Source organism: Kitasatospora sp. NPDC006697 (genome assembly GCF_042869935.1).
Classification (GTDB): Bacteria; Actinomycetota; Actinomycetes; order Streptomycetales; family Streptomycetaceae; genus Kitasatospora.
This window is the reverse complement of sequence record NZ_JBIAGU010000004.1, coordinates 1-20391: the sequence shown is the minus strand read 5'-3', so window position 1 is coordinate 20391 and position 20391 is coordinate 1. Positions and strand designations below refer to the sequence as shown.

Below are 20391 nucleotides of genomic sequence, written 5' to 3'. Positions count from 1 at the left end.
GCCGGGGACCGGAGCAGGGAAGCAGGGGAGGGTCGCCGCCGGCGCCCTCCCCTCCGGCGTTCCGGGGGCTGCTGACGCGTCGTCGGAGGCCGCTGTTCCGGATGTCGGGATAATGCCTGGGGCCCGGTCGGTGGTCTGTGGCATGCTCGGCGCCGTGGAGCAGATGTCGGTCAGTCCGGTCTTCGTCGGTCGCGGTAGCGAGCTGGCCGCGCTGGACGCGGCACTGCGCAGGGTCGGCGAGGGCCAGCCGCAGGCGCTGCTGGTCGGCGGCGAGGCCGGGGTCGGCAAGACCCGGCTGCTGGAGGAGTTCCTCTGCCGGGTGGACCGGGAGGGCATCACCACCGTGCTCGGCCACTGCCTCGAGGTCGGCGCCGAGGGCCTGCCCTACGCCCCGCTGGCCACCGCGCTGCGCCGGCTGCACCGCTCCCGCGGCGCCCAGCTGGCCCGGGCCGCCGAGGGCATGCAGGGTCAGCTGGCCCGGGTGGTGCCGGAGTTCGGCGAGACCGACCCGGAGCCCAACGACGAGTACGGCCGGGCCCGGCTGTTCGAGCACCTGGCCCGGCTCTTCGAGCGGCTGAGCGCCGACGGCCCGCTGGTGCTGGCGATCGAGGACCTGCACTGGTCCGACCGCTCCACCCGCGAACTGCTCGGCTTCCTGATCGCCACCCTGCGGCACGCCCGGGTGCTGGTGGTCGCCACCTACCGCACCGACGACCTGCACCGCCGCCACCCGCTGCGCCCGTTCCTGGCCGAGCTGGAGCGCCAGCGGACCGTGCAGCGGCTGGAGCTGGACCGGTTCGGCCGCGGCGAGGTGGCCGCCCAGCTGGCCGGCATCATGGGCACCGAAGCGCCCGACGGCCTGCTGGTGGACCGCATCCTGCGCCGCTCCGAGGGCAACCCGTTCTTCGTCGAGGAGCTGGCCCACTCCTTCACCGACGGCTGCTTCGTCGGCCTCAGCGACTCGCTGCGGGACATCCTGCTGGTCCGGGTGGAGGCGCTGCCCGAGCCGGCCCAACGGGTCGTCAGGATCGCCGCCGAGGGCGGCTCCCGGATCGAGCACCAGCTGCTCGCCGCGGTGCTGGACGACTCCGAGGACGAGCTGCTGGACGCGCTGCGCACCGCCGTCGGCGCCAACATCCTGCAGCCGGACAAGGACGGCGAGGGCTACCGGTTCCGGCACGCGCTGGTCCGCGAGGCGGTCTCCGACGACCTGCTGCCCGGCGAGCGCACCCGGATCAACCGCCGGTTCGCCGCCGCCCTGGAGGCCGACCCGGCCCTGGTGCACGGCGACCAGCGCCCGGCCCGGCTGGCCAACTACTGGTACCACGCGCACGATCCCGCCCGCGCCCTGCCCACCGCGCTGGAGGCGGCCCGGGCCGCCCGCCGGCGCAACGCCTTCGCCGAGCAGCTGAGCCTGCTGGAGCGGGCCATCGAGCTCTGGGACGAGGTCGCCGAGGAGGTGCTGGAGCGCACCCTGCGCCCGCACGACTGGGCCGAGACCTACCCGCCCTGCTGCTGCGAGCCGGGCAGCTGCGACGAGTCCTGCGACCGGCTGCGGCTGGTCGACGTGCTGGCCGAGGCCGTGGTGGCGGCCCGCCGGGCCGGCGACCGGGAGCGCGGCCTCTCGCTGGCCAAGCGCGCCCTCAAGCTGACCGACGAGGCCGAGAACCCGCTGCGCGCCGCCTGGTTCCGGATGAACCGGGCCAAGATGCTCGGCCACCTCAACCGGCGCGGCCACACCGAGGAGCTGGGCCACGCGCTGCGCCTGGTCGAGGGCCGCCCGGCCTCCGCCGTCCAGGCCGACGTGCTGGCGCTGGCCGCCGGCCAGGCGATGCTCTACCACCCCACCGCGGCCGACCTGGCCAACGCCGAGCGGGCCGTGGAGATCGCCCGGCAGGTCGGCGCGACCAGCGTCGAGCTGCACGCCCGGATGACCCTGGGCTCGCTCTACACCGACTTCGGCGACCCGGAGCGCGGCACCGCCGAGCTGACCGCCGCCATCGCGGGCGCCCGCGAGCTGGGCGTGCCGGACCTGGTCACCCGGGGCCTGAACAACCTGGCCAGCATGCTGGCGGTGCTGGGCCGGGTGGCCGAGGCGGCCGAGCTGGCCCGGGAGGGGCTGGCGGCCGCCGGCGCCCTCGGGCTGCTGCGCAACACCGGCGCGATCCTGGCGGGGAACCTGGCCGAGTGCCTGCTGCTGCTCGGGCGCGCGCCGGAGGCCGCCGAGGTGCTGGCGAGCTGGGAGAGCGACCGGTGCTCCGAGGCCTACGACCCCTTCCTGCACCGGCTGCGCGGCGAACTCGCGCTGCGGCTCGGCGACCTGGCGGGCGCCGAGAAGTACCTGGAGCTGGCCCGCACCAGCGGGGAGCGGGACCAGCCGCAGCACGCCCTGCCCTCCGCCCGGCTGGAGGTGGACCTGGCCGGCCGCACCGGCCGGCCGCTGCGCGCCAGGGCCGCGCTGCTCGCGGCCCTGGAGGGCGAGACGGCGCCCTTCGACAGCAGCCTGCTGCCGCTGCTGGCCCGGGCCGCCGGGGTGGAGGCGGACTCCCGCGGGCTGCCCGCCGCCGACCGGGAGCGCCCCGCCGTGCTGGCCCGGATCGCCGAGCGGCTGGCCGGCCAGCGGCCGCCGGCCAACCCGCTGCAGCTGGGCTGGACCAGGCTGGCCGAGGCCGAGCTGGCCCGGGCCGAGGGCGTCGACACCCCCGCGCTCTGGGCCGCCGCGGTGGAGCCGCTGCGCTCGCTGGACCTGCCGTACCCGCTGGTGCTGGCGCTGCTCGGCGCGGGCGGCGCGGCCGCGGCGGCCGGCGAGCGGGAGGCGGCGGCCGGGCTGCTGCGCGAGGCGCTGGCGGCCGCCGAGCGGCTGGGCGACGACTGGCTGGCCGCCGAGGCGGTCCGGCTGCTGGAGCGGATCGGCGCGGGCCGGGCCCGGCTCCAGCCGCTTCAGGGGGCGCTCGACGGGGCGCGCGCCGACCGGAGTGAGCCCGAAGGCCCGGCCGCCTTCCACCTCACGCCCCGGGAGACCGATGTCCTGCGGCTGCTGACCGAGGGACGGACCAATCGGCAGATCGCCCAGGAGCTCTTCATCTCGCCCAAGACGGCCAGCGTGCACGTCTCGAACATCCTCGCCAAGCTGGAGGTTTCCGGTCGCGGGGAGGCCGCCGCGCTGGCCCACCGGCTGCGCCTCTTCCCGCCCGTGGCACCGGTGCGGGCAGGCGTTGCGGGCGCGTAGCCGGGCGCACCGACGCACGCGCCCCGGCGCGCGTGCTCCCGCGTGTGCGCTACGGCCAACCGGGCCGATCTGGTGGAAGCGGGTGCATATCCCTACTCTCGGACCATTACTCTAAGTTGAGTGCATGTCTCATTGAGTGACCGAAGTGGTGTAGGGTCCCGGCTGGGACCGCGGCTCCTGATCGTCCGACAGGTCACTGCGTCAGCTCCCCGCGCGGGTGGGGGCGTTCCGGGGGGAGGTGCGGGGTGAGCCCCAGGTCCGACGGCGGACCGGTACAGCCGGTGATCGCCACCCGCCCGCCCCTGCTGGTCGGCCGCCGCCTCGCCCTGCTGCTCGGCGTGCTCTGCCTCTCCTACGGGACCGGCGCCGGCTTCGGCTGGGGCTCGCGCTCGCTGGCCCTCTTCATGGGCGACTTCGGGCTGGCCGGGGCGGCGCTGGCGGCCGCGCTCTCCTGCCTGGCGCACGGCTGCGCCGTGCCGGGCCAGACCCGCGGCGCCTGGCTGCTCTTCGGCCTCTCCTCGGCCACCCTGGCGATCGGCAACGGCACCTGGGGCTGGTACGAGGTGGTGCTCCGCACCGACCTGCCGCAGGACTCGGTGGCCGACTACGCCTTCCTGCCGTTCGCCCCGCTGGCCGTGCTCGGCCTGCTGGCGCTGGCCCAGCGCCCGCGCGGCGCGGCCGGCTGGCTCTGCCTGCTGCTGGACGGCTGGATGGTGGCCGGCTCGCTCTTCACGCTCAGCTGGAGCCTGGCGCTGGGCCGGGCCGCCGAGGGCGAGGTGGACAACCCGCTGCGGCTCGCCCTGGGCCTGGCCTACCCGGTGCTGGACATCCTGATGGTCTCGCTGGTGGTCGGCCTGCGGTTCCGCTGCCGGGACGGCAACCGGGCCCCCGTGCACACCGCGATGCTGGGCCTGGCGGTCACCGTGGTCTGCGACGCGCTCTTCACCTCGCCCGCGCTGCGGGACACCTACCACTCCGGGGAGATCCTGGACGCCGGCTGGTTCACCGGCAGCATGCTGCTCGCCTACGCGCCCTGGTCCTCGCGCTGGCGGCGCGGGCGGCCGAGCCGCGAGCACCCCTCCGCGGCCGGCACCCCGCGCCGCCGGGTGGCCTCCACCTTCAGCGCCCTGACCCCGTACGCCGCCGCCTCGGTCTGCACCGCCGGCATCCTCTACAACGCCCTCGGAGGCCGACCGATGGACCGCGTGGTGATCGTGGTCGCCTGCACCGTGGGTCTGGCGCTGATCGTCCGCCAGGGCATCATGCTGCTCGACAACCTGTCGCTGGCCCAGGAGCTGGCGCAGAAGGAGGCGCACTTCCGGTCCCTGGTCCAGGGCTCCAGCGACGTCATCATGATCACCGGGGCGGACGGCGTGCTCTCCTACGTCTCGCCCGCCGCGCTCGGCGTCTACAGCCGCGACCCGGAGGAGCTGGTCGGCGGCCGGCTGCTCGACCTGGTGCACCCGCAGGACATCGACCGGGTGGTCCGAGAGGTGCACCGGTTCCTCGCCCGCAGCCAGCTGCTGGCCCGCCGGCCCGGCCACCTGCCGGCCGCCGCCGTGCTCGGCCGGCTGGAGCCCAGCGCCCGGGTGGAGTGCCGGATCCGGGCCGGCGGCGGCGAGTGGCTGCACGTCGAGTCCACCGTCAACCGCTACCGGGACGGGCTGATCCTGAACAGCCGCGACGTCACCGAGCGGGTCCGGCTGCAGGCCCAGCTGCAGCACAACGCCTTCCACGACCCGCTCACCGACCTGCCCAACCGGGCCCTGTTCACCGAGCGGCTGCGCGCCGCGCTGGGCGGCCGGGACCCCGACGGCCCGCGCGAACACCCGTACCAGGACGGCGCCGCGGTGGCCGTGCTCTTCCTCGACCTGGACGGCTTCAAGGCGGTCAACGACAGCGCGGGCCACCAGGTCGGCGACCAGCTGCTGGTGCAGGCCGCCCGCCGGCTGCAGGCCACCGTGCGCTCCGGCGACACCGTGGCACGGTTCGGCGGCGACGAGTTCGCGGTGCTGGTCAGCGGCAGGCTGGGCCGGCTGCGGGTGCAGGAGCTGGCCGAGCGGCTGCGCCACGCGCTCTCCGAGCCGTACTGGATCGGCGGCGCCGAGCTGGGCGTGGCGGCCAGCATCGGGATCGCCTTCGGCCCGCGCCCGGCCGAGCCGGACGCCCAGCCCGGCGAGGTCGGCGCGCTGGCCGACGAGCTGATGCGCGACGCCGACCTGGCGATGTACCGGGCCAAGTCGCAGGGCAAGGGCCGGGTGGTGCTCTACACCCCCGGCATGCGGGCCGACCTGGACCGCCGCCGGGAGGTGGACGACCGGCTGCGCTCGGCGGTCCGGGAGGGCGGCTTCGCGCTGCTGCACCAGCCCGTGGTGGACCTGCGCACCGGCGCGGTGACCGGGCTGGAGGCGGTGGCCCGCTGGCGCTCGGCCCAGGGGCTGCTGCTGACCCCGGCCGAGTTCCTGCGCGGCGCCGAGCAGGGCGACGCGGCGACCAGGTTCGCCCGCTGGCTGCTGGAGCACGCGGTGGCCCAGGCGGCGGTGCGCGGGGCCGACGCGCGCGGCTGCGGCCGGCCCGGTTCGGCCGCCGTACCGGTCTCGGTCCGGCTGACCGCCGAGCGACTCTGCGCCCCCGGGGTGTACGAGACCATCGCCGGAGCCCTGCGCGAGACCGGCTTGCCTCCCGGTCGACTGGTGATCGAGCTGGCCAGAATGGGGCCGGACAGCACGGCCGACGAGCTGGGCCGCCGACTGGCCGCGCTGCGCCGGCTCGGGGTGGGCACGGCGCTGGCCGGCTTCGGGGCCGGCGGCGGCTCGCTGGGCGCACTGGTGCAACTGCCGTTCGACGGGCTGAAGCTGGACCGTACCCTGGTGCAGGAGGTGGTGGACTCGCCGCGCGGGCGGGCCCTGGCCGGGCACGCGCTGCGGCTGGGCCGGGAGCTCGGCCTGGTCACCGCCGCCGAGGGGGTGGACCAGCCGCGCCAGGTGACGGTGCTTCAGGAGCTGGGCTGCCGCAACGGGCAGGGGCTGGCCTTCGCCCAGCCGCTGGACGAGTTCCGGCTGCGCCGGGCGCTGGCCCGGCGGCTCTATCCGCTGCCGCGCCCGCTGGGTTCGGTCTCGGCCCGGCACGCCTATCTGGCGGCCGACCGCAGGCCAGCGGGCCGGCCGTCCATCCTGGGTCCGCATGGTGAGACGGCCGTCCCACCTGCTTGACACCAGCTGCGTGGCAGGAGGAAGGTCGGTGCCATGCGCACCCGAATTCTCGTACTTGGCGGGCGCGTCGGCTGAGCGGGCCAGAGCTGCCCTCCACCTCAGGGACCGACGCGCCACCCCTCGCATGCCTTTGGGCACGAGGGGTTTTTTGTTGCAGTCACACCGATGGCAGCACCTCATCAAGCACCGCATGAAACACCGTTGTCCCGCACGCTCGTTCCGCCCGAAAATGGGATGAAGCGGACGCCCGAACCGGCGAAAGAAGACAGGCAGATGACTGAGCACACGGCAACTCCCCGTCGCGGGGACCACCCGGCCGCCCCGTCCCAAGGCACCTCCGCGGTCGTCGAGACGATGACCGGGGCGCAGTCGCTCATCCGTTCTCTTGAGGCCGTAGGCGCGGACACCATCTTCGGCATCCCGGGCGGTGCGATCCTGCCGGCGTACGACCCGCTGATGGACTCGGTGAAGGTGCGGCACGTCCTGGTCCGCCACGAGCAGGGTGCCGGTCACGCGGCGACCGGGTACGCGCAGGCCACCGGGCGGGTCGGGGTCTGCATGGCGACCTCCGGCCCGGGCGCGACGAACCTGGTGACGCCGATCGCGGACGCGTACATGGACTCGGTGCCGATCGTCGCGATCACCGGCCAGGTCGCCTCCGCGGCGATCGGGACGGACGCCTTCCAGGAGGCGGACATCTGCGGCATCACGATGCCGATCACCAAGCACAACTTCCTGGTCACCGACCCGGCCGAGATCCCGCAGGTGATCGCGGAGGCCTTCCACATCGCGGCCACCGGCCGCCCGGGCCCGGTGCTGGTCGACGTCGCCAAGGACGCGTTGCAGGCCACCACCACCTTCCGCTGGCCCGCCGAGCTGGCCCTGCCCGGCTACCGGCCGGTGACCAAGCCGCACGCCAAGCAGATCCGGGAGGCCGCGAAGCTGCTGGTCGGCTCCCGCAAGCCGGTCCTCTACGTCGGCGGCGGTGTCATCAAGGCCAACGCGACCGCGGAACTGCGCATCCTGGCGGAGCTGACCGGCGCGCCGGTCGTCACCACGCTGATGGCGCTGGGCGCGTTCCCGGACAGCCACCCGCAGCACCTGGGCATGCCGGGCATGCACGGCAGCGTCCCCGCCGTCACCGCCCTGCAGAAGGCCGACCTGCTCTTCACCCTGGGCGCGCGCTTCGACGACCGGGTCACCGGCAGGCTGGACTCCTTCGCCCCGTTCGCGAAGGTCGTCCACGCCGACATCGACCCGGCCGAGATCGGCAAGAACCGCCCCGCCGACGTCCCGATCGTCGGTGACGCCCGCGAGGTCCTGGCCGACCTGATCGTCGCCGTCCAGGCCGAGCACGAGGCGGGCCGCAAGGGCGACTACGCGGACTGGTGGGTCAAGCTCAACGAGTGGAAGACGACCTACCCGCTCGGCTACGACCCGGCGCCCGCCGGCGAGCTGTCCCCGCAGCAGGTGATCGAGCGGATCGGCCAGCTGGTCGGCCCCGAGGCCATCTACGCGGCCGGCGTCGGCCAGCACCAGATGTGGGCCTCGCAGTTCATCACCTTCGAGAAGCCCGCGACCTGGCTGAACTCCGGCGGCGCCGGAACCATGGGCTACGCGGTCCCGGCCGCGATGGGCGCCAAGGCCGGCCGTCCCGACACCCCGGTGTGGGCGATCGACGGCGACGGGTGCTTCCAGATGACCAACCAGGAGCTGGTCACCTGCGCGCTGAACAACATCCCGATCAAGGTCGCGGTGATCAACAACGGCTCGCTGGGCATGGTCCGCCAGTGGCAGACGCTGTTCTACAACCAGCGCTACTCCAACACCGTGCTGCACGCCGGCCCGGACCACGACGGTGTCGCGCCGCCGCCGCAGGGCACCCGGATCCCGGACTTCGTGCTGCTGGCCGAGGCGATGGGCTGCGTGGGCCTGCGCTGCGAGCGCCCCGAGGACCTCGACGCGGTGATCAAGCAGGCGATGGAGATCAACGACCGCCCCGTGGTCATCGACTTCATCGTCCACCAGGACGCGATGGTCTGGCCGATGGTCGCCGCCGGCACCAGCAACGACGAGATCCTCTTCGCCCGCGACGTGCGTCCCGACTTCAGCGACGACCTCGACTGACGCCTCCTTCGGACCTAGGGAACCCCAGAACCATGTCCAAGCACACGCTCTCCGTCCTGGTCGAGAACAAGCCCGGCGTGCTGGCCCGCATCGCCGCCCTGTTCTCCCGTCGGGGCTTCAACATCGACTCCCTCGCGGTCGGCCCGACCGAGCATCCGGACATCTCCCGGATGACCATCGTGGTCAACGTCGAGGACCTGCCGCTCGAGCAGGTCACCAAGCAGCTCAACAAGCTGGTCAACGTGATAAAGATCGTCGAGCTCGACCAGTCCGCTGCGATCCAGCGGGAACTGGTCCTGGTCAAGGTCCGGGCCGACAACGAGACCCGGTCCCAGGTCGTCGAGATCGTGCAGCTCTTCCGCGCCAAGACCGTGGACGTGTCGCCGGACGCCGTGACCATCGAGGCGACCGGCAGCTCCGACAAGCTCGAGGCGATGCTGCGCATGCTGGAGCCGTTCGGCATCAAGGAACTGGTGCAGTCCGGACTGGTGGCCATCGGACGCGGTGCCCGGTCGATCACCGACCGGTCGCTGCGCGCGCTGGACCGCAGCGCCTGATCCGCCACGGCTGTCTCATCAGCTGGCGCACCACCGCAAACACCCCTTATCCGCGCGTACGGTTGCCGTAGCACCGACGCGATTCACGCAAGGAGAAGCCCCACCGTGGCCGAGCTGTTCTACGAAGACGACGCCGACCTGTCCATCATCCAGGGCCGCAAGGTCGCGGTCATCGGCTACGGCAGCCAGGGCCACGCCCACGCGCTGTCGCTGCGCGACTCGGGTGTCGACGTGCGGGTCGGCCTGAAGGCCGAGTCGAAGTCGCGGGCCGCCGCGGAGGAGGCCGGCCTGCGCGTGGTCACCCCGGCCGAGGCCGCCGCCGAGGCCGACGTGATCATGATCCTGGTTCCGGACCCGATCCAGTCCGACGTGTACGAGGCGGACATCGCCCCGAACCTGAAGGCCGGCGACGCGCTGTTCTTCGGCCACGGCCTGAACATCCGCTACGGCTTCATCAAGCCCCCGGCGGACGTCGACGTCTGCATGGTCGCCCCGAAGGGCCCGGGCCACCTGGTCCGCCGCCAGTACGAGGAGGGCCGCGGCGTTCCGTGCATCGTCGCGGTGGAGCAGGACGCCACCGGCGGCGCCTTCGCGCTGGCGCTGTCCTACGCCAAGGGCATCGGCGGCACCAAGGCCGGCGTCATCAAGACCACCTTCACCGAGGAGACCGAGACCGACCTGTTCGGTGAGCAGGCCGTCCTCTGCGGTGGCACCGCCGCCCTGGTCAAGGCCGGTTTCGAGACCCTGGTCGAGGCCGGCTACCAGCCGGAGATCGCCTACTTCGAGTGCCTGCACGAGCTGAAGCTCATCGTCGACCTGATGTACGAGGGCGGCCTGGAGAAGATGCGCTGGTCGGTCTCCGAGACCGCCGAGTGGGGCGACTACGTCACCGGCCCGCGGATCATCACCGCCGACACCAAGGCCGAGATGAAGAAGGTCCTCGCGGAGATCCAGGACGGCACCTTCGCCACCACCTGGATCGCCGAGTACAAGGCCGGCCTGCCGAAGTACAACGAGTACAAGAACGCGGACGCCGACCACCTGCTCGAGACCACCGGCCGCGAGCTGCGCAAGCTGATGAGCTGGGTCAAGAACGCCTGATCAGAGGCGCCGCAGACGGATTCGGCACGACGGGGACGGGACCGCGCGAGCAGTCCCGTCCCCGCTGTACAAGCCGTCTGATCACGTGCGGGTGATTTCGCCGCACGGGCACAGGCGACGGCCTTGTCCGTCGATACACTTCCGAGTGCGCGTCAGGCCCACAGCGTCGTGCGTCTATCCACGCGGCATGCCACCACATCCCCCATGCGCCTGCCTGCCTCCGTTGCGGCCGCGCCCACCCTCGCGTGCGGTGGGGGAGACCCGGACAGTAAGGACAACTGTCGTGAGCACTGTCACTTCCAAGACCGCCGTGGTCCTGATCGCCGAAGAGCTGTCGCCGGCGACCGTCGACGCCCTTGGCCCGGACTTCGAGATCCGCCACTGCGACGGGGCGGACCGCACCGAGCTGCTGACCGCGATCGCGGACGTGGACGCGATCCTGATCCGCTCGGCCACCCGGATCGACGCCGAGGCGCTGGCCGCCGCCAAGAAGCTGAAGGTCGTCGCCCGGGCCGGCGTCGGCCTGGACAACGTGGACGTCGCCGCCGCCACCAAGGCCGGTGTGATGGTGGTCAACGCGCCGACCTCCAACATCGTCACCGCCGCCGAGCTGGCCTGCGGCCTGCTGATCTCGGTCGCGCGCAACATCGCCCCCGCCAACGCCGCGCTGAAGAACGGCGAGTGGAAGCGGAACAAGTACACCGGCGTGGAGCTCTCCGAGAAGACCCTCGGCGTGGTGGGCCTGGGCCGGATCGGCGTGCTGGTCGCCCAGCGGATGTCCGCCTTCGGCATGAAGATCGTCGCCTACGACCCCTACATCCAGGCCGCCCGGGCCGCCCAGATGGGCGTCAAGCTGCTCAGCCTGGACGAGCTGCTCGAGGTCTCCGACTTCATCACCGTGCACCTCCCGAAGACCCCGGAGACCATCGGCCTGATCGGCGACGAGGCGCTGCACAAGGTCAAGCCGACCGTGCGGATCGTCAACGCCGCGCGCGGCGGGATCATCGACGAGGCGGCCCTGGCCAGCGCCCTCAAGGAGGGCCGGGTGGCCGGCGCCGGCCTGGACGTCTACGCCAAGGAGCCGTGCACCGACTCCCCGCTCTTCACCTTCGACAACGTGGTGGCCACCCCGCACCTGGGCGCCTCCACCGACGAGGCGCAGGAGAAGGCCGGCATCGCCGTCGCCAGGTCGGTCCGCCTCGCGCTGGCCGGCGAGCTGGTGCCGGACGCCGTCAACGTGCAGGGCGGCGTGATCGCCGAGGACGTGCGCCCGGGCCTGCCGCTGGCCGAGAAGCTGGGCCGGATCTTCACCGCGCTGGCCGGCGAGGTGGCCGTCCGCCTCGACGTCGAGGTCAGGGGCGAGATCACCCAGCACGACGTCAAGGTGCTGGAGCTGTCCGCCCTCAAGGGCGTCTTCGAGGACGTGGTGGCGGAGACCGTCTCCTACGTCAACGCCCCGCTGTTCGCCCAGGAGCGCGGCGTCGAGGTGCGGCTGACCACCAGCAGCGAGAGCCCCGAGCACCGCAACGTGATCACCGTGCGCGGCACCCTGGCCAGCGGCACCGAGATCGCCATCTCCGGCACGCTCTCCGGCCCGAAGCAGCAGCAGAAGATCGTCGGCGTGGACGCCTTCGAGGTGGACGTGGCGCTCACCGACCACATGGCCTTCTTCAAGTACGAGGACCGTCCCGGCGTGGTCGGCACCCTCGGCCGGATCCTCGGCGACGCGGGCATCAACATCGCCGGCATGCAGGTGGCCCGGGAGGCCGAGACCAAGGACGCGCTGGCCTCGATCACCGTGGACTCCGAGATCTCCCAGGAGGTGCTGGCCGAGATCGCCGCCGAGATCGGCGCCAAGTTCGCCCGCTCGGTGGACCTCGGCTGACCCGCCACCCGCTCCACCGGGGCCCGGACCGCGCTGCGGTCCGGGCCCCGACGGCTTTCTGAGGCCTGGTCAGCTGCCTGCGGGATCACCCGGGAGGGTGAGTCCCGTCTCAGATACTAGGAAATCCAACTAAATCTGCAGACAGCCGGTGGACGGCGGCGTACTTTGAAATGGCACCCGGTGTCCCCGCACCCTGGACCCACAGATCGTCCGGTGCCCAAGGGCCGTGCGTGCGCGTACGCAACGCGGCGGGCGATCCCCGCCAGGCGTACCACCCTCCTCCCTCATCCGACGCCGCCCTCGGCGTCTCCTGATCCAAGGAGCCCGGTATGCCCCCCACCGCAGCCATGCTCAGCCGTTCCGACTCCGCCGCCACCGCCGGTTCCGGCCTCCCCGCGGCCCGCCGCCGCCGGCGCGGCCTGCCGCACAGCACCCCCGAGGCGGTCGCGGCCCACGCCGCGCTCCAGCGGGCGCTGGACCGCCGCGACAACGGTGGCGCGACCGGCCACTGAGGCGGCTACCTCCCGCCGGACTCCCGGTGCCGGGCCCAGGCGCCGACCGCGGCCCAGAGTGCGGCGGCCAGCGCCGCCACCCGCAGGCCGGGCGCCAGGCCGGGCTGCCGGTAGGCGCAGGCCAGCCGGCCGGCGCCGGTGCCCAGCGGCACCGCGAGCAGGCCGGCCGGCGTCGCCCCGGCGGGCCGCTCCGGTCCGCCGTCCACCGCACAGCGCCAGCCCGGCACCGCCGGGACGGCCAGCACGGCGGTGCCCCGGCTCCCGGGCGGGAGGTCGGCGCTGACGGTGTGTCCGGTCACCCGTACGGCCGTCGCACCGGTCGCCGCGCGGGCCGCCACGGCCGCCGCCAGCGCCTCCCGGTCCAGGCAGCCGAACGGACGGGCCGGCACCTGGGTGGCCAGCGCCGTCCGCACCGTCACCCGCAGCACGCCGTCGGGCGGCACCGGGCCCAGCGCGAGGACCGGCAGCGCCGTGGCGTTCTGCTGCCCGTCGGCGGCCAGTGAGCCGCCGGGCCAGCTCACCGCGCCGGCCAGGTAGGGCGCGTAGAGGTAGGCGGCGCGCCCCGGCGTGCACCGCGCGGTCAGTTCGGTACCCGGTGCGCCCTCCGGTGTCGCCGGGACCGACCAGCCGCTGCTGCCGTGGTCGGTCGGCGCCGGGCCGGTGCCCGGCACCAGCTCGGGCACCTGGTAGACGGTCGCACCGAGCAGCGCCTGCTGCCGGGCCCAGACCGAGGACTGCGCGGCCGGCTCCGGCGTGCGCTCCAGCACGGCGAGCGGCAGCGCCGGTGCCGTGCGGACCACCAGGTCCGGGCCGAGCGAGGCCGTCACCCCGAACAGCGCCTGGCCCACCTGGTCGGCGGCGCTCAGCGTCTGCCGGCCCTGCAGCAGCCAGCCCGCGCCCAGCGCGTGCAGGGTCTGCGCGGTCCGGGCCGGCAGGTAGTCGCTGCGGTAGCCGCCGCCCTGGCCGCCCAGCAGTATCGGGTCGTTGCCGGTGAACAGGTGCGGCCCCGGGTCGCGGCGCCCGTCCGGCCAGCGCGGCCCGGGTGCCGCCGCCAGCGCGGAGCGGGCGGCCGCCAGGGCGGCACCCGAGGGCGCGGGGGAGCCGGGCCGCCGGTCCCGCAGCGCCAGCACCGAGCCGGTCGCCAGCCCCGAACCCGCCAGTACGGCGCAGCCCAGCACGGCGAGCGCCGCCGTGCGCTTCCGCGCGCCCCCGGCCAGCGCGGGCACCGTGAGCGCGGCGATCGGCACCCCCGCGCCCAGCAGCACCCAGGTGACCGGCCGGGTCGAGCCCCGCCCGTGCACCAGCGCGGCCAGCAGCGCCATCAGCAGCACCCCGCCGGCCAGTGCCGCCGGGCGCGGCCGGTGCGCCAGGCAGACCCAGGCGGCCATGGTCAGCAGGCCGCTCAGCACGAAGGTCGAGCGGTACGGATTGCCCTCGGGCGCCGTCGAGACGTGCCAGAGCAGCACGCTCGGCCGCCAGACGAAGGAGCCCGCCACCAGCGCCGGCACCAGCAGCCAGCCGACCCGCTCGCGCAGCCGGACCCGCCGGTTGAACGGCAGCGCGGCCACCAGCAGCAGGCCCAGCACGCCGACGAAGACGTCCGGCAGCGCCCGTGCCGCCAGCCCGCCCGGCAGCAGCTGGCCCAGGTAGTCGGTGACGCCGGGGGCGGTCGGGTGCACCACCGCGGCCGGCTGCGCGCTCCGCCCGGCCTCGAAGGTCACCAAGAGCACCGGCGCGGCCGCCGCGATCCCGACCGCCGTCATCGACACCGCGCGCAGCAACGCCCGCCACCCGCCGCGGCCCACCGCCAGGCGCAGCAGCAGCACCAGGCCGGCGCCCAGCGAGGCGGTGGCGGCGGTGTAGAAGTCGCCCAGCCAGCAGGCCGCCACCGCGGCCGCGCCCAGCGGCCAGCCGGTGCGCCGCAGGCAGCGGTCGTAGGCCAGCCCGAGCAGCGGCAGCGCCACCAGCCCCCAGAGCCAGGCCGGCCGCCCCACCCCGGCCACCAGCACCCAGGCGCAGAGCCCGTACCCCACCCCGAGCAGCCCGCGCACCGCCACCGCCCCCGGCGCCAGCCGCCCCAGGAAGTGCGTCATCAGCGCGGTGGCCAGCCCCAGGCTGAGCAGCACCGCGAGGAACACCCCGAACGCCTGCTGGGACCGGGGGAGCAGCAACCCCGGCCAGCCGCACGGATTGAGCAGGTCGGTCGCCAGGTCCGGCAGGAACGGCACCCCGTACCCGCTGTTCCAGTTCACCACCAGGTCCCCGGACCCCGGCGCGCCGCGCAGCACGTCCCACAGGTGCGTCTGCAACGGCACCACCTGCTCGGTCAGCGGCGTCCCGCCCCGCACCACGGCGCCGAACGGCCATCGCCCGTCCCAGGCGAGGGCGGCGCAGTAGGTCCCGGCGGCCGCCGAGCCGGCGAGCGCGGCACCCGTGAGTTCACGCATGCGCCCATCCTCGACACGTTCGGGTGATTACCCGTCAGGACCCGCCGGGTACGGTGGAGAGCACTGCAGACTCTCGCGCATGGGAGTGATGATGAGCGCCGAACCGTTCCCGGACTGGCTCCGTCCGCCGGTGGGGGGATGGACAGCCGAAGACCTCGACCGGCTCCCGGACCTGCCTCCGCACACGGAGCTGATCGACGGGAACCTGGTATTCGTGAGTCCGCAGGCCAACTTCCACATGCGCACCATTCGACTACTGGAGTACGCCTTGCTGGCGGCGATTCCGGACGATCTGGATGTCTGGCGCGAGTTCTCCGTCGTCCTGGGCAAGCGGAACAGGCCCGAGCCCGATCTGACGGTGACGCGGAGGGACGCGGACCGCGGCCCCAGGCAGACGGCGCTGAACGCCGAGGACATCGTGCTCGCCGTTGAGGTTGTGTCCGAGGAATCCGAAGAGCGTGACCGGGAGATCAAGCCGGTCAAGTACGCCGCTGCCGGTATCCGCTACTTCTGGCTGGTGGAGAGTGACGACGATCATCCCGTCGTCCACACCTACGAGTTGGATCCGGTGCACCGCACCTATGCCCTCACGGGGATCTTCCATGATCGGTTGAAGGTCGACCACCCGTTCCCGCTCGATGTCGACCTCTCCTGCCGTCCGCATCCTGGACGGTAGATGTCAACCCCCGAGACCCGGAGTACCGTCACCTCCATGTCTCGCAGCCTTCGTCTCGCAGTGATCCCCGGTGACGGCATCGGCCAGGAAGTGGTGGCCGAGGGCCTCAAGGTGCTGACCGCCGTCCTCCCCGCCGACGTGAAGCTGGAGACCACCGAGTACGACCTCGGTGCCCGGCGCTACCACGCGACCGGCGAGACCCTGCCGGACGAGGTGCTGGCGGAGCTCAAGGAGCACGACGCGATCCTGCTCGGCGCGATCGGCGACCCCTCGGTGCCCTCCGGGGTGCTGGAGCGGGGCCTGCTGCTGAAGCTGCGGTTCGCCTTCGAGCACTTCCTCAACCTGCGCCCGGGCAAGCTCTTCCCCGGGGTCGCCTCGCCGCTGGCGGGCAACCCGGAGATCGACTTCGTGGTGGTCCGCGAGGGCACCGAGGGCCCGTACGTCGGCAACGGCGGCACGCTGCGCACCGGCACCCCGCACGAAGTGGCCACCGAGGTCAGCCTCAACACCGCGTTCGGCATCGAGCGCGTGGTCCGGGACGCCTTCCGCCGGGCCGCCGCCCGCCCGCGCAAGAAGCTCACCCTGGTGCACAAGAACAACGTGCTGGTGCACGCCGGCCACCTGTGGACCCGGATCTTCCAGCAGGTCGCCGCCGAGTACCCCGAGGTGACCACCGACTACCTGCACGTGGACGCGGCGACGATCTTCTTCGTCACCCAGCCCGAGCGCTTCGACGTGATCGTCACCGACAACCTGTTCGGCGACATCCTGACCGACCTGGCCGCCGCCGTCACCGGCGGGATCGGCCTGGCCGCCAGCGGCAACATCAACCCGACCGGCGACTTCCCGTCGATGTTCGAGCCGGTGCACGGCTCGGCCCCGGACATCGCCGGCCAGGGCAAGGCCGACCCGACGGCCACCGTGCTCTCGGTCGCCATGCTGCTCGAGCACCTCGGATTCACCGCCGAGGCCGCCGCCGTCGAGGCCGCGGTCGGCGCGGACCTGGCCGAGCGGGGCAGCACCGCCCGCTCCACCTCGCAGGTCGGCGACGCGATCGCCGCCCGAGTATCCGGCTGACGGGCCGGCTGGAGGCGCACCAACAACCCCACAGCTGTTCGGCACGGCCCCTGAGATGCGACTATCAACAGTGGGCCGTGCCGTCATGTGCTTGAGCACCGCGGCGGGTCGGCCCCGACCAACCCCACGGTGAAGGACAGAAGCCATGACCACGCCCACCCAGGCGCCCATCACGTTCGAGCTCAAGCCCTCCGCGCACCCGCTGCCCGCGGTCGAGCGCGAGGCCCGGCTGACGAACCCCGGTTTCGGTCGGATCTTCACCGACCACATGGTCACCATCCGCTGGACCGAGGGCCGTGGCTGGCACGACGCCCAGCTCACCCCGTACGCGCCGCTCGAGCTCGACCCGGCGAACATGACCCTGCACTACGGCCAGGCGATCTTCGAGGGCCTGAAGGCCTACCGCCAGCCCGACGGCTCGATCGCCACCTTCCGCCCGGAGGCCAACGCGGCCCGCTTCCAGGCCTCGGCCCGCCGGCTGGCGATGCCCGAACTGCCCGCCGAGGCCTTCGTGGAGGCGGTCGAGCTGCTGGTCCAGCAGGACCGCGACTGGGTGCCGAACGAGCCGGAGCAGACCCTCTACCTGCGCCCGTTCATGTTCGCCACCGAGGTCGGCCTGGGCGTCCGCCCCGCCAACGAGTACCTCTTCATCCTGATCGCCTCGCCGGCCGGCGCCTACTTCCCGGGCGGCGTGAAGCCGGTCTCGGTCTGGCTCTCCGAGGAGTACGTGCGGGCCGCGCCCGGCGGCACCGGCGCCGCCAAGTGCGCGGGCAACTACGCCGCTTCGCTGGTTGCCCAGGCCCAGGCCGCGGCCCAGGGCTGCGACCAGGTGGTCTGGCTGGACGCCGCCGAGCACAAGTGGATCGAGGAGATGGGGGGCATGAACCTGTACTTCGTCTTCGGCGAGGGCGACAGCGCCCGGATCGTCACCCCGGCCCTCTCCGGCGCCCTGCTGCCCGGCATCACCCGCGACTCGCTGCTCGCCGTCGCCGCCGACCTCGGCTACGCCGTCGAGGAGCGCAAGATCTCCACCGACGAGTGGAAGCAGGGCAACGCCGACGGCACCCTCACCGAGGTCTTCGCCTGCGGCACCGCCGCCGCCATCACGCCGGTCGGCTCGGTGAAGTCCGCCCGCGCCGACTGGACCGTCGGCACCGGCGAGCCCGGCCCGGTCACCATGCGCCTGCGCGAGACCCTGCTCGGCATCCAGGCCGGCAAGGTCGCCGACACCCACGGCTGGCTCCACCCCATCGCCTGAGGCCCTTCCCCGGGCGCCCCGCCACGGCGGGGCGCCCGGCGTGGGCGGCGGCCTGCCCGAGGGCGTCCTGATGGTCCTCGAGGTCACCTCCTGCACCCTGGACACCGGCGACCTCTTCCGAACACGCACGTCCCGCATCCCGAGACATCCGTTCGCTCCGGCTGCCCGCTGTGCCAGACTGCAAGCGTGTCCTCGCTTTCGCTGATCATTAGCAGCAGGCGCGCCGGTCCGCAGTGACCGTTCCGCAGTGAACCCCGCGGGACGACCACCGTGTCACACGACCCGCGCGCAGACCTCTCGCACCCGCGAGGGGTCTTTTGTTTTGCCCGGTCAGGCCCACCCCACGCCGACCGGGCAGGATCCGGAGCACCGCAGCCGCCGACCGGGCGGAGACGGGTTCCGGATGGCGCGCGGGAGGGTGGACAGTGGAGCCGGGTATTCGATACCGGCAGCAGCAACTCTCCCGAACGGAGAAACCAGGGCCATGACCGACGGCAGTACTCCTCGCCTCGACGACGGATTCCACGTGTTCGACACCACCCTGCGCGACGGGGCGCAGCGTGAGGGCATCAACCTCACGGTGGCCGACAAGCTGACCATCGCCCGGCACCTGGACGAGTTCGGGGTCGGGTTCATCGAGGGGGGCTGGCCCGGCGCCAACCCCCGGGACACCGAGTTCTTCGCCCGGGCGGCGACCGAGCTGGAGCTGAAGAACGCCCAGCTGGTGGCCTTCGGGGCGACCCGGCGGGCCGGCGGCAGCGCGGCCGAGGACCCGCAGCTGGCGGCGCTGCTGGACTCCGGCGCGCCGGTGGTCACCCTGGTGGCCAAGGCGCACGACCGGCACGTGGAGCTGGCGCTGCGCACCACGCTGGAGGAGAACCTGGAGATGGTCCGGGACAGCGTGAGCCACCTCAAGGCCCGGGGCCGACGGGTCTTCATCGACTGCGAGCACTTCTTCGACGGGTACCGGGGCAACCCCGAGTACGCCCTCTCGGTGGTCCGCACCGCGCACGAGGCGGGCGCCGACGTGGTGGTGCTCTGCGACACCAACGGCGGCATGCTGCCCGCCGGGGTACGGGAGATCACCGCCGAGGTGCTGGCCGCGACCGGCGCCCGGCTGGGCATCCACGCCCAGGACGACACCGGCTGCGCGGTGGCCAACACGCTGGCCGCGGTGGACGCCGGGGCGACCCACGTGCAGTGCACCGCCAACGGCTACGGCGAGCGGGTCGGCAACGCCAACCTCTTCCCGGTGGTCGGCGCGTTGGAGATCAAGTACGACCGGCGGGTGCTGCCGGCCGGCCGGCTGGCCGAGATGACCCGGATCTCGCACGCCATCGCCGAGGTGGTCAACCTCACCCCGTCCACCCACCAGCCGTACGTCGGCGTCTCGGCCTTCGCGCACAAGGCCGGCCTGCACGCCTCGGCGATCAAGGTGGACCCGGACCTCTACCAGCACATCGACCCGGAGCAGGTCGGCAACACCATGCGGATGCTGGTCTCCGACATGGCCGGCCGGGCCTCGATCGAGCTCAAGGGCAAGGAGCTGGGCTACGACCTGTCCAGCGACCGCGACCTGGCGGGCCGGGTGGTGGCCCGGGTCAAGGAGCGCGAGCTGGCCGGCTACACCTACGAGGCCGCCGACGCCTCCTTCGAGCTGCTGCTGCGCGACGAGGTGCACGGCCGGCCGGCCCGGTTCTTCTCGCTGGAGTCCTGGCGGACCATCAGCGAGCAGGGCCTGGGCTCGGCGGCCTCCAACGAGGCCACGGTGAAGCTCTGGGCCAAGGGCGAGCGGATGATCGCCACCGGGGAGGGCAACGGCCCGGTGGACGCCCTGGACCGCGCGCTGCGCGGCGCGCTGGAGCGGATCTACCCGCAGCTGGCCAAGCTGGAGCTGTCGGACTACAAGGTCCGCATCCTGGAGGGCCAGCACGGCACCGGCTCGAAGACCCGGGTGCTGATCGAGAGCACCGACGGCTCGGCCGCCTGGTCCACGGTCGGCGTGGCCGACAACGTGGTCGCCGCCTCCTGGGTGGCCCTGCAGGACGCCTACACCTTCGGCCTGCTCAGGGCCGGCCTGCAGCCCGAGGACTGAGCGGCCGAGGACTGAGCGGCCGGGAACCGGGCATCCGAGGACTGGCGGAGCGACAGAAAGCTCAGGGCCCCGCCGACTTGCGCGGGGCCCAGGGGCGTCTGCTCCGGGTCAGCGCAGCCGCGCCAGGAGGGCGTGTTCGACGAGGGTGATGAGGGCGCTTTTGGCGCTGTCTCGTCGGCGTGCGTCGAGGGTGATGATGGGGGTGTCGGGGCCGA

The 20391-nt window shown here is 73.3% G+C and carries 12 protein-coding genes and 1 pseudogene; 11 read left to right on the top strand and 2 right to left on the bottom strand.

Annotation, left to right across the window (positions count from 1 at the left end; genetic code table 11):
• The first annotated feature begins 163 nt into the window (after positions 1 to 163).
• The 7 genes from ACFYNO_RS07190 (at position 164) to ACFYNO_RS07160 (ending at position 12623) form a co-directional block, all read left to right on the top strand.
• Positions 164 to 3229, top strand: coding sequence for an AAA family ATPase (locus tag ACFYNO_RS07190; RefSeq protein WP_388007532.1), 3066 nt, complete (start codon positions 164 to 166; stop codon positions 3227 to 3229).
• Between the two features lie 245 nt (positions 3230 to 3474).
• Positions 3475 to 6441, top strand: a complete 2967-nt coding sequence (locus ACFYNO_RS07185) for a putative bifunctional diguanylate cyclase/phosphodiesterase (protein WP_388006637.1) — start codon at positions 3475 to 3477, stop codon at positions 6439 to 6441.
• 273 nt (positions 6442 to 6714) lie between these two features.
• On the top strand, positions 6715 to 8568 hold the full coding sequence (locus tag ACFYNO_RS07180) for an acetolactate synthase large subunit (RefSeq protein ID WP_388006634.1): 1854 nt from the start codon (positions 6715 to 6717) through the stop codon (positions 8566 to 8568).
• A gap of 32 nt (positions 8569 to 8600) precedes the next feature.
• The gene (gene ilvN / locus ACFYNO_RS07175; protein WP_280668460.1) at positions 8601 to 9125 is read left to right on the top strand and encodes an acetolactate synthase small subunit; all 525 of its coding nucleotides are present in this window, start codon (positions 8601 to 8603) and stop codon (positions 9123 to 9125) included.
• A 105-nt stretch (positions 9126 to 9230) separates the two neighbouring features.
• On the top strand, positions 9231 to 10226 hold the full coding sequence (ilvC, locus tag ACFYNO_RS07170; RefSeq protein WP_388006630.1) for a ketol-acid reductoisomerase: 996 nt from the start codon (positions 9231 to 9233) through the stop codon (positions 10224 to 10226).
• A 283-nt stretch (positions 10227 to 10509) separates the two neighbouring features.
• Complete coding sequence (gene serA, locus ACFYNO_RS07165; protein ID WP_388006627.1) at positions 10510 to 12111, top strand: phosphoglycerate dehydrogenase; 1602 nt, start codon at positions 10510 to 10512, stop codon at positions 12109 to 12111.
• A 329-nt stretch (positions 12112 to 12440) separates the two neighbouring features.
• Positions 12441 to 12623, top strand: coding sequence for a hypothetical protein (locus tag ACFYNO_RS07160; protein WP_388007592.1), 183 nt, complete (start codon positions 12441 to 12443; stop codon positions 12621 to 12623).
• A gap of 5 nt (positions 12624 to 12628) precedes the next feature.
• Here ACFYNO_RS07160 and ACFYNO_RS07155 read toward each other — a convergent pair whose 3' ends face one another.
• Positions 12629 to 15070, bottom strand: coding sequence for a YfhO family protein (locus ACFYNO_RS07155; RefSeq protein ID WP_388006624.1), 2442 nt, complete (start codon positions 15068 to 15070; stop codon positions 12629 to 12631).
• Positions 15071 to 15149: 79 nt separating this feature from the next.
• Here ACFYNO_RS07155 and ACFYNO_RS07150 point away from each other — a divergent pair, with 79 nt between their 5' ends.
• The 4 genes from ACFYNO_RS07150 to cimA all read left to right on the top strand — a co-directional run bounded on the left by ACFYNO_RS07150 (position 15150) and on the right by cimA (position 20176).
• Positions 15150 to 15746: a Uma2 family endonuclease gene (locus tag ACFYNO_RS07150; RefSeq protein ID WP_388006621.1), complete on the top strand. Its 597-nt coding sequence runs from the start codon at positions 15150 to 15152 to the stop codon at positions 15744 to 15746.
• A gap of 36 nt (positions 15747 to 15782) precedes the next feature.
• The gene (locus ACFYNO_RS07145; RefSeq protein ID WP_388006618.1) at positions 15783 to 16823 is read left to right on the top strand and encodes a 3-isopropylmalate dehydrogenase; all 1041 of its coding nucleotides are present in this window, start codon (positions 15783 to 15785) and stop codon (positions 16821 to 16823) included.
• 145 nt (positions 16824 to 16968) lie between these two features.
• Positions 16969 to 18081, top strand: a complete 1113-nt coding sequence (locus tag ACFYNO_RS07140) for a branched-chain amino acid aminotransferase (protein WP_388006615.1) — start codon at positions 16969 to 16971, stop codon at positions 18079 to 18081.
• A gap of 484 nt (positions 18082 to 18565) precedes the next feature.
• A complete protein-coding gene (gene cimA, locus ACFYNO_RS07135; RefSeq protein WP_388006612.1) occupies positions 18566 to 20176 on the top strand; it encodes a citramalate synthase in 1611 nt (536 codons plus the stop codon).
• Between the two features lie 108 nt (positions 20177 to 20284).
• On the opposite strand, the pseudogene ACFYNO_RS07130 reads toward cimA, so the two are convergent.
• A pseudogene (locus ACFYNO_RS07130) lies at positions 20285 to 20391 on the bottom strand (ATP-binding protein); the annotation flags it as partial.